We start from the raw sequence: 13,680 nt of genomic DNA, 5'->3' as shown, positions 1-13,680 counted from the left end.
AAATTTGATATAATAAGCAGGAAATAATCTTAGAATGGAGTTTAATATGGTGAAAGATTATAAATGGGTTGTCTTTGATCTGGACGGAACTTTATTAAATTCTGCTAAAGAGCTAACTGATGAGGTTCGACAAGCTATTAGTATGTTAACAGCAAATGATAAACAAGTTTTTATAGCAACCGGCAGACATGCGCTAATTGCCAGTAAATATATTTACGATTTGGACCTGAATACCCCTCTTATAGCCTGTAACGGTGCCTTAATTATGGACATTCGAAATGAACAAATTTTACATATGAAACTCATAAAACCTGATATTGCTTTAAAAGTGGTTTCATACTGCAGACAGAATCAATTAGACTTTTTAGTTTATGTACCGAAAGCCATTTATTACAGCGAGAATTCAAAACGCGTCAATGTGATAATAAAATACAACAACAGTGTTGAGGAGAAGCTCCGCGCACCACTTTACAGCGCTGAATCATTAGATGTTTTAAATGAGGATATAATCAAGATTTTAATACGAACTGACGATGACAATTTGATTAAAAAGCTAAATGAGGACGTCAATAAAGACGGCAGCTTGACCATCGTCCAGTCCGAAGAGAATCTTTTTGATATAATGGCAAGCGGTGTATCAAAGGGAGCCGGACTTAGCATCTTGGCCAAACATTTTGGCATAGACCTCGAGCGCACCGTTGTTTTTGGGGACAATTACAATGATATTAGCATGTTTGAGCTGGCAGGCATGTCTATTGCCATGGGCAATGCGGAAGAAGAATTGAAAAGGATTGCTGACTACATAACCTTGTCCAACGATGAGTCAGGGGTAAGTCGTGCAATTTATAAATATATTTTATAATATTATATAATAGCGGTGCCGCTACAATCAATTTCGAGGGGGCTGACAGATTTGTCTGATTTAAAGCTGGCCTACTTTTTTGCACTGTTGCACACTTTAATTACGGGCCTGTCGTTTCTATTTACGAAGACTGCTTTGAAATATGCAGGTCCCATTGATGTTTTAGCTTTTCGCTTTACTGCTTCTATCATTGCTATGATTCTGCCGATTGTATTAAAAAGAATACACATTGACTTAACTGGAAAGAACCTCCTTCAAGTATGCTCACTAGCACTGTTATATCCCATAGCATTTTTCTTTTTCCAAACTTTGGGCCTTGTTTATGCTACTTCTTCAGAAGGAGGAATATTGCAGGCAGTGACCCCTATTTTCACCATGATATTAGCTGCTGTTTTTTTAAAAGAAAAGACTACAAACTATCAAAAGATTTCAATTTTATTGTCGGTGGCAGGTGTTGTTTATATTTTTATAATGAAAGGAGCCGGTTTAGATTTAACAGAGGTGTTGGGCATAATACTTTTACTGCTTTCAGCTATTGCCTCTGCCGGTTATCACGTACTTACGCGCATAACAGTTCGGCAGTTTTCAATAACCGAAGTTAGTTTTGTGATGACATTATTGGGGTTTGTATTTTTCAATACGGTGGCAATAATAAGTCACTTCCTGAATGGATCTGCAAATCAATTTTTAGCTCCTTTGCAAAACTTAGAGTTTGTAATATCAATCTTATATCTGGGGATTTTGTCTTCCTTGGTAACGTCGCTTTTGAACAATTATATACTCAAAAAAATTGAGGCAGCAAAAGTGAGTGTATTTGGGAACCTTAGAACTATAGTTACCATCATAGCCGGGGTATATATTCTAAAAGAACAGTTGTTTTTATACCACATAATAGGATCTTTGATGATTATATTAGGAGTGTTTGGCACTAACTATGTTGGCAGGGGATCGCGATTTTTGCGGAAAATTTGAACAACAATTTAAGATTTGTAAAAAATACCATGCTTGTTATTGTATATTTTGTACTGTATAATGTATACAAAAATATATAAATTTGGAGGAGGAGAAGGTATTGGATGAACTACTTTATGGATTAAAAGGTCTTAGCTTGGAACAAATAATTATGTTTATTATCGGGGGAGCACTTATTTATTTAGCTATAAAAAAAGAATATGAACCAATGCTTTTACTGCCCATTGGATTTGGAGCGATTCTCGCAAACATTCCTTTTTCTTCTGCCATTGGTGAACACGGCTTTTTAAGTATTTTATTTAATGCTGGAATTTTAACAGAACTCTTTCCAATACTTATATTTATTGCCGTTGGAGCAATGATTGACTTTAAGCCATTGCTTCAGCAACCTTTTATGCTATTTTTTGGAGCAGCAGCCCAATTCGGCATTTTTTTTACTATGGCAATGGCAGCTATATTTGGATTTAGTTTAAAGGAAGCTGCATCAATAGGTATAATTGGGGCAGCCGATGGGCCTACATCGATATATGTGGCTACAAAGTTTGCAAAGCATCTGCTTGCACCTATTTCCGTTGCGGCATATTCTTACATGTCACTGGTGCCCATTATTCAACCTCCTGTGGTTAAACTTTTGACTACATCGGAGGAAAGACGGATTAGAATGAAACCGGACTTTGACAGGAAAATTTCAAAAACCGTAGAGATAATTTTTCCCATAGCTTTAACCATTATTGCTGGGATTTTAGCGCCAATTAGTGTAGCTCTTGTGGGAGCTTTAATGTTCGGAAATCTGATTCGAGTATCAGGAGTTCTTGACAGACTTTCTAATGCCGCCCAAAATGAACTGGCAAATTTAGTAACACTGCTTCTTGGAATTACAATAGGCTCTACAATGACAGCTGATCAATTTTTAAACACAACAACCCTTCTGATAATAGCTATGGGCTTAGTGGCTTTTGTGTTTGACACTGCTGGCGGAGTAATATTTGCAAAAATATTGAACCTTTTCCTAAAGGATAAGGTCAACCCCATGGTAGGAGCATGCGGAATATCGGCATTTCCCATGTCTGCTAGGGTGATTCAGAAAATGGCTCAAAGAGAAGATCCCACCAATTTTATATTGATGCAGGCCGTTGGGGCCAATGTAGCAGGGCAAATCGGTTCTATCATTGCAGGCGGTTTGATATTGACATTAGTTAAGTAGATTTAATTTAAGGAGGGGCTAAAATGGATGTTTTTCTTCAAACATTAAACATAATGATTACAGGTATGTTTGGCATTTTTACAGCAATATCCATTGTCTACATAATGATAAGAATGATGCTCAGTTTCTCACAAAGATAAGTATAATATGCAGATCAGATGCGGTTCTGTTCAAAAAGCAGCAACCGCTTAATTTTTTATTGCGAAACAACAAAGTTCCCGGGACCCGAGAGAATGTAGTGTGCTGTAGGCTGGGGTTCTTGTTTTTTATTGCCGCTAATGGGCAAATTATGATATTATCTATGTTGTTGCATTTTTACTTGTGAGATTAAGAAATTTATTTCTGCTGATGTTTAAAGAAAGGTGTTCAAATTGGAGAGATTATCACTTGTCATTTTTGATATGGATGGTTTAATGTTTGATACTGAAAGGCTTGCTATATGGGCTTGGGAAAAGGCAGGAGAGGATTTCGGATATAAGATCACTTGCGATATGATAGTTGAGGTGACAGGCCTAGATGCCAGGAATGTAGAATTATATTTTAAAAGACGCTTTGGCGATTCTTTTCCGTTTTTTGAAATTCGAAGGCGGGAATTAGAATATTTTAGTGAACATATTAAGAAAAACGGAGTTCCAGTTAAAGAGGGTCTTTATGATTTATTGAATTTCCTTAAAGAAAATTCAATCTTGAAGGCTGTTGCCACGTCAACATATAGAAAATGGGCTGAAGAATGCCTATCTTTAGCAAAGGTAAAGGATCTGTTTGATTTGATAGTGTGTGGGAATGATGTAGACAAAGGAAAGCCCGAACCTGATATATTTTTAAAAGTGGCAAAAGAATTAAATTGCTTGCCTGGTGAGTGTATCGTGTTGGAAGACTCCGAAAACGGCTTAAGAGCAGCCTCGCGTGCTAAAATGCGTGCCATATGTGTTCCAGACTTAAAAATGCCTTCAAAGGAAGTTCAAAACCTTATATACAAACAGTTTAATTCATTAATCGAGGTTAAGATTTTTTTAGAAGAACAATTAAAAAAACAGTAGGACCCATTGACTTTGCCTACTGTTTTTCTATTTTATACTATAAATTTCCTTTTAAACCTATCTCATCAGCAACTTTTCGCATTCCATTTATAGTTTCTTGGATTACGTAGTCACGTTCGAGGCCGAGCATCTCTATACCTTTTTCGATGATTTCTCTGTTAACTCCGGCAGCGAAGTTCTTTTGTTTCCACTTTTTATTTACCGATTTGACTTCAAGGTCTAAGACACTTTTACTTGGCCTAAGTAAAGCCGTTGCGGTGATAAGACCCGTCAATTCATCAATGGTATAAAGAACTTTTTCCATTCTCTCTACGGGTTCCACATCAGAGCAAATACCCCAGCCGTGACTTTGAATTGCCCGTATGTAGTCTTCAGGCCAACCTTCTTCAGTTAGGATTTCCCGAACTTTTTGGCAATGCTTGTCCGGATACTTTTCATAATCCAGGTCATGAACAAGTCCAATAATTCCCCATTTTTCTTTATCAGGTTCATTAAGTATTTCCGCAAAATGACGCATTACTGCTTCCACGGTAAGGGCATGGCGTATCAATGCTTCATCGCTGTTGTATTTTTTCAAAAGCTCAAAGGCTTGTTCCCTTGTAGGAAAAGTTGTACCCATTTCAAACCCTCTTTCACAATATTATGATGCTTGTATTAAATACTACAACTTTTAAAGCATAAATGTCAAGATTTTGCAGTTTTGCTTAAGTTTTTATAAGAATCTAATCTTGTCTATGACATATTGATTTTGATCTATATCGGAGATTATTTATGAATATGATATGTTGCCTTTTGACAAAAATATTAAATACGATATTAATTCGTAAAAAAAGTTTTAGGTAATAAAGGATTTTGTAGTTTTTTCTCGAAATGGAATATAACCTATAAAAAGATAAAACGGAGGATTTAAATGAAAAAGATTGCTTTAGTTACTGATAGTACTGCTGACCTCACGGAGGAAATCCAGAAAAAATACAATATTCACGTAGTCCCACTTAAAGTGAGATTTAAAGATAAAGAATATTTTGACGGTGAGCTTACGAGTGAAGAATTTTATAAAAAACTAGAAAAGGCAGAGGAGCTTCCAGCAACCTCACAGCCATCGCCGGAAGATTTTGCAAACATGTATCGTAAACTGCTTAAAGACTATGATGAAATTATATCCATACACATATCTTCTGGATTAAGCGGTACTGTGAATGCTGCCCATTTGGCCAAACAAAGCTTAGACGGCAAAATTCATATCGTTGATTCTAAGACCATCAGCCTCGGGATAGGGCTCATGGTCACGGAGGCTGCCAGAAACATTAGTGAAGGCTTAAACGCTTTACAGATTGTGGAGGGACTTTCAAAAGTAAGAAAAAACATAGAAACCCTTTTCACATTAAACACATTAGAATATCTGCAAAAAGGCGGCAGAATCGGAAAAGTTCAAGGTGTTGTGGGAGCCCTTTTGAATATCAAGCCGGTAATTAGAGTGGGAGATGACGGTATATACCATACTTATAAAAAGGCCCGCAGCCAGGAGCGTGCACTCAACGGTATAGTGCAAGCTTTTAAGGAGCTGGCGCGGGGAAGAAAGTATGTTCGCTTGGCGGTAGCTCATGGTGCGGCACATCAAGCCGGTATTTACCTTAAGGAGGCTTTGGAAAATGCCCTTCAGCTAAAAACCAGTATTTTTACGCAAGTGGGGCCGGTCATTGGCGCTCATACAGGTCCTGGAACTGTAGGTGCAGCTGTACAGTTCGAGTAAATAGCAACTAACTGGAAGATGGGCTGTGGTATAGTGATATTTAATTCCGTCCGGCAAGTAACTAATACACATGTAGCAGGTCCGGCGGTTTTTTTAATGTCTACGGGAAGGTCTTTGTTCCAGTCTTCAATATAATTGTCTAGGTAACTTGAAAAATTAGGGAAAATAAAAAGTTCACAGTCTAATACAGATTAGACCGTGAACTTTGCCATCGTTCCCGGAGCAAAAATTCTTAAGGCAGGTCTCCTGGCTCAGGTTCATGGCTACTTAACCCTTCCCGGTTTCCCAGTGGATATTTTAAGCAGCTCCCCATTACAGTAGCGGAACCGCGCCGGACTTTCACCGGTCTTCCCTATTCTCCAAAAATGGGCACCTTAAGAAATAGAAATATTTTTCTTTAATTATATAAAATATTTAGACAAAGGTCAATATAACTTATTTAATATATAATTTGTTGCATTTTAAGTATTGTATTTGTATAATCTGATTAATATAAAGAACGTAAAGTGGTTTTAGAAAGGGGTTTGCCAATGCATTGGAATAAAACACGTGAATGTATGAATAGAGAACAACTTCGTTCTTATCAGCTTGAAAAGCTAAAAGAGACCGTCGACAGAGTTTATCACAATGTGCCAAGCTACAGGCAGAAGATGCAGGAAAGAAATATTATTCCTGAGGATATTAACAGCTTGGAAGACCTGCAACTATTGCCTTTTACCACCAAGCAGGACTTAAGAGATAACTATCCTTACGATATGTTTGCTGTACCTCTTGAAGAAATTATCAGAATTCATGCTTCTTCAGGGACCACAGGCAAGCCTACGGTGGTAGGTTACACCCGCAGGGATATAGCCAATTGGGCAGAACTCATGGCCCGCTGCCTTACAATGGCCGGTGCTCAGCGGGATTCAGTTGTCCAGATTTCTTACGGCTACGGCCTTTTTACCGGAGGTCTGGGCTTTCATTATGGAGCAGAAAAGATAGGGGCATTAGTAATCCCTATATCAGGTGGCAACACTCGCAGGCAAGTTATGCTGATGAGAGACTTGAAAACTGAGATCTTAGCGTGCACTCCCTCCTATGCCTTGTGCATTATTGAAACTTTAGAGCAAATGGGCCTAAACCGCCAGGAACTAAACCTTAAAGCAGGGATTTTTGGAGCTGAACCCTGGTCTGAGAATATGCGTGCGGAGCTGGAAGAAAAATTAGGCATAAAAGCTTTGGACATTTACGGCCTTAGCGAAGTCATAGGTCCCGGTGTCGCCTGTGAATGTACAGAGCAGCGAGGCCTTCATATATTTGAGGATTTCTTTATTCCTGAAATAATCGATCCGGTTACGGAAAAACCTCTGCCTGAAGGTCAAGCAGGGGAACTGGTGATTACGACCATAGATAAAGAAGGCTTGCCGGTGATTCGATACAGGACCAGAGATATTGCTTCACTGTCCTATGAACCCTGTGCCTGCGGCAGAACTCATGCCAGAATCAGCAAACTCTTAGGCAGAACTGATGATATGCTGATTATCCGCGGTGTCAATGTATTCCCGTCACAGATTGAAAGTGCACTAATGGCCACTGGTGTAGTAGAACCCCATTACCTGATTATTGTAGACCGCGTCAACAATCTTGATACTATTGAAGTTTTAGTCGAAGTGTCAGAAACACTTTTTGCCGATGAAATAAGAAAACTTGAAGAGGTCCGTAAAAAGATAGCATCAGAAATTTATTCTACTTTAGGCATAAACGTCAATGTAAAACTGGTAGAGCCTTATACTATAGAGCGTTCCGAAGGCAAGGCTAAAAGAGTCATAGACAAGAGAAAAATTTAATGGGAGGGATATTATGTTTGTTACACAGATATCGGTGTTTTTGGAAAACAAGCCAGGTAGACTGGCGCAAGTTACCGAAGTTTTAAGGCAAAACAACATTGATATTAGTGCCATATCAGTGGCTGATACAAGTGAATTTGGGATCGTGCGGATGATTGTAGATAAACCAAAAGAAGCAGTATCGGCACTAAAAGCTGCCAAATTTCCGGTAAGTACAACCGAAGTTTTGGCTGTGGAAGTATCTGATAAACCAGGCGGCTTAAACTTCGCACTTCAAGTGCTAAATGAAGCCAACATAAGCATCGAATACCTTTATTCTTTTATAAAGCGAAATGGAGACAAAGCTCTGATACTGTTCCGGATTGAAGACTCGGCAAAAGCCGTAGAGGTTTTGCAGTCAGCCGGTGTGAAGCTTTATACAAACGAAGAAATTAATTTACTTTAATTTCTAGTTGCCACAAATATATAGTTTGCCACCATTCTTTGCAAGTGTTATAATTAGTTTGGTTTTTTTTAGGGAGAAGTATTTCGGGGAGGAGAACACATGAGGAGAATAATAGCTATAGTAATTGCAAAAATCGTTATAGCACTTGCAAAACTTATGGGGCACGGAGGTTCTAACATTGGAGGAGAGCTTGCACTTAGAATATGTCCCGATATTCTCGCCTGGTTTGGTTCGCAGGTAAAAGAAAAGATAATACTAGTTACTGGCACCAATGGAAAAACTTCCACAAATAACATGATATATTCAATTATCCGTCAGTCGGGTCATACTTGTGTTTGCAACAAACTGGGCGCTAATTTGGATTCGGGGTTAATTTCAGCTTTTATCAACAGCAGTAACTTAACCGGACGTATTGATGCAGACTATGCCTCCCTGGAAGTGGACGAAGCCTCACTTGCCAAAGTAATGGCACAGCTAAAGCCCAACATAATAGTTTTTACAAATTTGTTCCGGGACCAATTGGACAGATACAGTGAGATCGATGCCATTTTAGATAAAATAAAAGCATCTCTAGAAAAGGCTCAGGATGCCGTGCTTTTAATTAATTCTGACGAACCATCATTGGTAAGTCTAGGTTGTAGCGTAGCCCATACCAAATATTATTACGGTATTGAAACCCAAATAGATATGGGTAGTATGGATTTGGCCAAAGACAATGTCTTTTGTAAACTCTGCGGCGAAAGATTAGACTATGCCCATTATTTTTACGGTCAGCTGGGACATTATACCTGTACAAAATGCCATTTTAATAGACCCATTCCTGATTTTAAGGCATTTTTACAGGACTTTGAGCACAAAAGGGAGCTTACAGTAATCGGCAGCAATGGTTTTAAGGTTGTGAGAGCTTTTAACACAAACGAAACCTATTCCATTTATAATACACTGGCTGCTATTTCAGTTGGAGGGCTACTCGGAAATACTGCTGAAATTGTAGAAAGAGGTCTTGAAAATTATCGACCTCAAGTTGGGAGAATGGAAAGGTTTTATATAGGAAAGCCCATTACCTTAAACCTTGCTAAAAATCCCGTGGGTTTTAACGAATCCATGAAAATAGTTAGGCAAGATATGCGTTCAAAGGTAGTGGCTATAGGTGTCAACGACCTTCCTCAGGACGGCCGAGACGTTTCGTGGCTGTGGGATACCAATTTTGAAATATTACTGGAAATCGATGATACAATTGTAAACTATACAGTATTCGGCCGCCGTAGGTACGACATGGCCCTTCGCCTAAAATATGCAGGAATAGATGAGAGCAAATTGACGATTTCGGAAACCAACGAAGATGCCATAGATAATGTAGTAAACACCAGAAGTGACGCAGCTTATATTTTGCTAAATTACAGTCTGCTTTTTGAAACTCAGAAAATCTTAAAGGGGCGAAATGAAGATGTTAAAACTGACTCTGTGCCATCTGTATCCTGAACTGCTAAATCTGTACGGGGATTCAGGCAATGTCCTGACACTAGTAAAGCGCTGCCAGTGGAGAGGTATAGATGTAAATGTAATAAATCATAATATCGGTGATAAAACTGATTTTAAAGATGTTGATATATTTTTTATAGGTGGAGGTGCCGATGGCAATCTGGGTATAGCATGCAATGATATTAACAGCATAAAGCCGCAGCTTGAATTTGCAATTGAACAAGATAGAGTCCTGCTTGCTATATGCGGAGGATATCAGCTTTTAGGCAAGTATTATAAAGGCAAAAGAGACACTGTTGATGGCCTGGGACTCCTTGACTTTTATACAGAAGCTGCCGACAAATATTTTGTAGGCAACATAGTAGTAGATACAGGTGACTATTATTTGGTAGGATTTGAAAACCACATGGGAAGGACATATTTAAATGGATTAAATCCCCTTGGACACGTGATTTCCGGTTTTGGAAACAATGGCAAGGATAAAACTGAGGGAGTTAGATATAAAAATGTCATTGGCACCTATTTACATGGTCCCCTTTTGCCTAAAAACCCAAAACTATGTGATGAGATTATAAGCATAGCCTTAAAAAACAAGTACAATATCGAAGACCTTCAGGAACTAGACGATTCGCTAGAGATAAAAGCAAGGCAGCATACACTAAAATCCATCAATAACAAATTTATTTCTTTTGCTTAATATAGTATAAAAACACCCTGACCTTGTTTGTAGGTAGGGTGTTTTATTTTTTTTAAATTAATACTATAATGTGTTGATAAATATGGAAGGATGTGAGGCTTGCTGTAGTTATTAAATGGTATATAAAGTGTAATTAGATTAACAAAGATAATATTAAAGATAATATACTGGTATTGGAAGTAGCCGTATTACAATGAGAGGAGATACCATATGCTTATTAATAAAATAGAGGAATACTACTCTGAAGACTATGACTTAAACTGCGCTGAGACAATGCTCTATGCTGCCAATGACATGTATAAGCTGGGATTAGATAGAAATGCTCTTAAAATGGCAGCGGGTTTCGGCAGTGGAATGTATATAAGAAGTATATGCGGTGCTCTTACAAGCGGTATAATGGTGCTTAGTCATCTTTTTGTAAATGACAGGGCCCATACAAGCCCATATTTAAAAGTATTTATAAATGAGCTTTTGCATCGCTACAGCGAAAAAATGGGAGATCTGAGGTGCTCTTACTTAAAAGAAAAACACTATAATGACAAAGTTAGGTGCCTTAATGTAATAAAAGAAGCTGGAATTATCCTTGATGACATAATCACAAGAGAATTGAGCCGCCAAAGTGAATGAATAATTGCAGTAAAAAAGCGACAATTACAGGTTTTTGTCTGATAAGGACAATCCCGTTGAGAGCACTTTTACCAGCCCTACTGAAATAAAGCTGTCAGCAAAGTGGTGCAACAGAGTTCCAATACCTACTACCACGAAGGCTGTATACAGGTCAAAACCAAGGGGAAGCACAATCAAGGCCTCGCCCAAGGCATGGATCGGGGCAACTAAAATTAAGGCTTTCTGTAAAGAAAGGCCTTTTTTTATAAGCAAAGCACCTGCAAGGCCAAAAAATACATGAACAAAAGCTCTAGCTGCCACCACAGGGCCTAAGATCAATAAAAAACCTAAAGTAGAACCTAGACCCACCATAACCGCTGCCGTAGGTCCCACCAGCATCGATATCATTGATGGAACGTGAGATGCTAAAGTGGCAGAAAAAGGCGGAATATAGATTTTAAGATAGCCGCCAAAAACTATAGGTATTAGTAGAGATAATGCTGTGAGCAATGCACTTGTGACGATTTCTTTTGGTTTCATGGGATTATAACTCCTTTCATAGTTATTATAGTTATAATATTATTAGCATTATTCCAATAGTCGTCAGGTAATGCAAGTGAGCGAATTTTGTTTTTTCGTAAATGGTTCTTGACGAGGTTACAAGAAAGCCGTTAGAAAGCTTTTCGCGGAGTAACAAAAAAGGTAAGACAAAACAAACTGCAAGTAATGCAGTTATAATTGATATGTCTCAAAGTTAGACTGAGCTTAAAAGCTTTAGCTTTCGCAGTAACCGAGCCTTAGAATCATAGAAAAAACAAACTTGAGCGAGCTGTATTACCTGACGATGACCCACATATTAGTATCTTTGTAAAATCATCGATTATTTTAATGACAATTATACTGTATATACACCTGAGTAGTCAACCGATTTTAAAAAAAACGCTATTCCAATAGAAAGCCTTTTTCTTTTAGTAACTTTTCGGCCTTATTTATACAATCAAAATTAATTGCTTCTACGGTATGTATGTGAACGCCGTTGGTGAGTTTGGAAAGCAGGCTTGCCTTATGTTTGCTTACAGACTTTAGAAAATTTTCCACATCATGAGAATTTGATAGCATTAGCAAGCCGTGAAGCTCACCGTAAAGGGGGTGTTCTACTATAACATCTATTACTTTACAGCCGCATTGGACGAAAGTCAAAAGTTCTTCTCTGGTGCTATGTTCGTCATGGCATACGGCAATTTGCTTAGTGCAAAGTTGTACAGGTTTATTTATTAAATACCCTTGAGCTGTGGCAATTATATCTTTTCCGGAAGCTCTGAGAATAGCAATGTCTTGCACTATGACCTGACGGGTAACACCAAATATTTTTGCCAGTTCATTACCTGATACGGGTTCATGATGTTTATTTAGGAAATCAAGGATTTTTTCTCGCCGCTGATCAGCATTCACTTCATTTACCTCCCTATACCCCTTTAATTATTATATCAAGTCTGTCAAAAGATTTAAATCTTTATATAAAAATCCATTTCACGAGACGAATTCTCCTGAAAATTCATATAAAACCATGATATGTTTGTCTAGTATTGCTTGAAAAATAGCTAATTATCCTGTAAAATAAAAAAATAATACTATAAAACTTTAAGGAGGCTTTTTTTTTGAAACCTGAACGGATTTCAAAATTAGCAGATTCTCTTAAAGAGCAAAACATAGGCGCCGTTCTTGTTGGCCCCTCACCGGACTTAGAATACTTGACAGGCCTTACCCCTTCACAGGATGAGAGGTTTAAGGGGTTATTTGTTTTATCTGATGGAAGTTTTTTCTACATAACGCCATCCCTTTATCTTGAAGAAACTCAAAAGTGCATAGGCCACGATGTAAAGCTCTATGTATGGTACGATGAGGAAGGTTTTTTAGGTGTATTAAAGCAGGCAAGTGAAGACTTTAAACTACAAGGCCTGCGCATAGCAGTAAGTGACGGTATTTCAGCTGTACACCTTTTGGATATACAAAAAACTATTGATGGAGATTTTGTAAAGGGGAATATATTACTTGGTGAACTTAGAATGATAAAAGATGCTGAAGAATTGGATAACCTCCGGAAAGCATCTGCAATTATTGATGATGTTGTAAAAGATTTGTTTGAATTTATAAGGCCTGGAATACGGGAAAGGGATATAAAGAAAAAGATAGAGGAACTTTGCCTTGAAAAGGGCGCTTCTGGTCTGTCTTTTGACCCTATTGTTGCTTCAGGACCCAACAGTTCTATGCCTCACTATAATGGTGACAGCAGGATTATTGAAAAACGCGATATAGTGCTTCTTGATTTAGGATGTAAATACAACGGTTATTGTTCAGATACAACCCGTACTTTTTTTATTGGAGAGCCAAGTGAAAAAGAAAAGAGCGTCTATGCTGCTGTCCTTGAGGCAAATTTGGCAGCGGAAGCCTTTATAAGAGAAGGTGTCACCTGCGAAGAAGTGGATAAAATGGCCAGAGATGTCTTAAAGAATGCAGGACTTGATAAGTACTTTATTACCAGAACTGGCCACGGCATAGGTGTAAATATTCATGAATATCCTAATATAGTTGCTAACAATAAACAGATATTGCAAAACGGTATGGTTTTTAGCATAGAGCCCAGTGTCTGCATTCCCGGAGAATTTGGAATACGCATAGAAGACATAGTTGTTGTAAATGAAGGGAAAGCAGAAATACTTAATAAATTCACAAAAGAGATGTTGGTGATTTAACTTTAAAAAGGGGGGAAGTTTTTTAAAACAATATTTA

The 13,680-nt window shown here is 38.0% G+C and carries 14 protein-coding genes and 1 riboswitch; of the genes, 11 read left to right on the top strand and 3 right to left on the bottom strand.

The genetic code is table 11. The features are described from left to right. The first annotated feature begins 46 nt into the window (after positions 1 to 46). The 4 genes from JT739_RS00430 (at position 47) to JT739_RS00415 (ending at position 4,078) form a co-directional block, all read left to right on the top strand. Positions 47 to 862, top strand: a complete 816-nt coding sequence (locus JT739_RS00430) for a Cof-type HAD-IIB family hydrolase (protein WP_237659136.1) — start codon at positions 47 to 49, stop codon at positions 860 to 862. Positions 863 to 913: 51 nt separating this feature from the next. After that, entirely contained in the window at positions 914 to 1,834 is a 921-nt protein-coding gene (locus JT739_RS00425; protein WP_237659135.1) for a DMT family transporter, read from the top strand. A 100-nt stretch (positions 1,835 to 1,934) separates the two neighbouring features. Beyond that, positions 1,935 to 3,038: a sodium ion-translocating decarboxylase subunit beta gene (locus JT739_RS00420; protein WP_237659134.1), complete on the top strand. Its 1,104-nt coding sequence runs from the start codon at positions 1,935 to 1,937 to the stop codon at positions 3,036 to 3,038. 362 nt (positions 3,039 to 3,400) lie between these two features. Continuing rightward, a complete protein-coding gene (locus JT739_RS00415; RefSeq protein WP_370642528.1) occupies positions 3,401 to 4,078 on the top strand; it encodes an HAD family hydrolase in 678 nt (225 codons plus the stop codon). A gap of 37 nt (positions 4,079 to 4,115) precedes the next feature. Here the strand turns inward: JT739_RS00415 and JT739_RS00410 are convergent, their stop codons facing one another. Next, positions 4,116 to 4,697 carry an HD domain-containing protein gene (locus tag JT739_RS00410; RefSeq protein ID WP_237659132.1) on the bottom strand — a complete coding sequence of 194 codons (582 nt, stop codon included), beginning with the start codon at positions 4,695 to 4,697 and terminating at the stop codon, positions 4,116 to 4,118. Between the two features lie 291 nt (positions 4,698 to 4,988). On the opposite strand from JT739_RS00410, the gene JT739_RS00405 reads away from it, so the two are divergent. The 6 genes from JT739_RS00405 to JT739_RS00380 all read left to right on the top strand — a co-directional run bounded on the left by JT739_RS00405 (position 4,989) and on the right by JT739_RS00380 (position 10,911). Continuing rightward, a complete protein-coding gene (locus JT739_RS00405) occupies positions 4,989 to 5,831 on the top strand; it encodes a DegV family protein (protein WP_237659131.1) in 843 nt (280 codons plus the stop codon). A gap of 218 nt (positions 5,832 to 6,049) precedes the next feature. Then, positions 6,050 to 6,223, bottom strand: a riboswitch (cobalamin riboswitch). Between the two features lie 138 nt (positions 6,224 to 6,361). Beyond that, positions 6,362 to 7,660, top strand: coding sequence for a phenylacetate--CoA ligase family protein (locus tag JT739_RS00400; RefSeq protein ID WP_237659130.1), 1,299 nt, complete (start codon positions 6,362 to 6,364; stop codon positions 7,658 to 7,660). A gap of 13 nt (positions 7,661 to 7,673) precedes the next feature. Next, positions 7,674 to 8,105 carry an ACT domain-containing protein gene (locus tag JT739_RS00395; RefSeq protein ID WP_237659129.1) on the top strand — a complete coding sequence of 144 codons (432 nt, stop codon included), beginning with the start codon at positions 7,674 to 7,676 and terminating at the stop codon, positions 8,103 to 8,105. Positions 8,106 to 8,204: 99 nt separating this feature from the next. Continuing rightward, on the top strand, positions 8,205 to 9,587 hold the full coding sequence (locus JT739_RS00390) for a Mur ligase family protein (protein ID WP_237659128.1): 1,383 nt from the start codon (positions 8,205 to 8,207) through the stop codon (positions 9,585 to 9,587). Beyond that, on the top strand, positions 9,547 to 10,284 hold the full coding sequence (locus JT739_RS00385; RefSeq protein ID WP_370642527.1) for a type 1 glutamine amidotransferase: 738 nt from the start codon (positions 9,547 to 9,549) through the stop codon (positions 10,282 to 10,284). Before JT739_RS00390 ends, JT739_RS00385 begins: the two co-directional genes overlap by 41 nt. A gap of 210 nt (positions 10,285 to 10,494) precedes the next feature. Continuing rightward, positions 10,495 to 10,911 (top strand): C-GCAxxG-C-C family (seleno)protein, encoded by a 417-nt coding sequence (locus tag JT739_RS00380; RefSeq protein WP_237659126.1) that lies wholly within the window; start codon positions 10,495 to 10,497, stop codon positions 10,909 to 10,911. 24 nt (positions 10,912 to 10,935) lie between these two features. Here JT739_RS00380 and JT739_RS00375 read toward each other — a convergent pair whose 3' ends face one another. Further along, positions 10,936 to 11,430: an ECF transporter S component gene (locus JT739_RS00375; protein WP_237659125.1), complete on the bottom strand. Its 495-nt coding sequence runs from the start codon at positions 11,428 to 11,430 to the stop codon at positions 10,936 to 10,938. Between the two features lie 402 nt (positions 11,431 to 11,832). Further along, positions 11,833 to 12,342 (bottom strand): transcription repressor NadR, encoded by a 510-nt coding sequence (locus tag JT739_RS00370; protein WP_237659124.1) that lies wholly within the window; start codon positions 12,340 to 12,342, stop codon positions 11,833 to 11,835. Positions 12,343 to 12,548: 206 nt separating this feature from the next. Here JT739_RS00370 and JT739_RS00365 point away from each other — a divergent pair, with 206 nt between their 5' ends. Then, on the top strand, positions 12,549 to 13,643 hold the full coding sequence (locus tag JT739_RS00365; protein ID WP_237659123.1) for a Xaa-Pro peptidase family protein: 1,095 nt from the start codon (positions 12,549 to 12,551) through the stop codon (positions 13,641 to 13,643). The last annotated feature ends 37 nt before the right edge of the window (positions 13,644 to 13,680 follow it).

Source organism: Tepidanaerobacter sp. GT38 (assembly GCF_021991635.1).
GTDB lineage: Bacteria > Bacillota > Thermosediminibacteria > Thermosediminibacterales > Tepidanaerobacteraceae > DTU063.
This window is presented reverse-complemented; position numbering and strand designations above follow the sequence as displayed.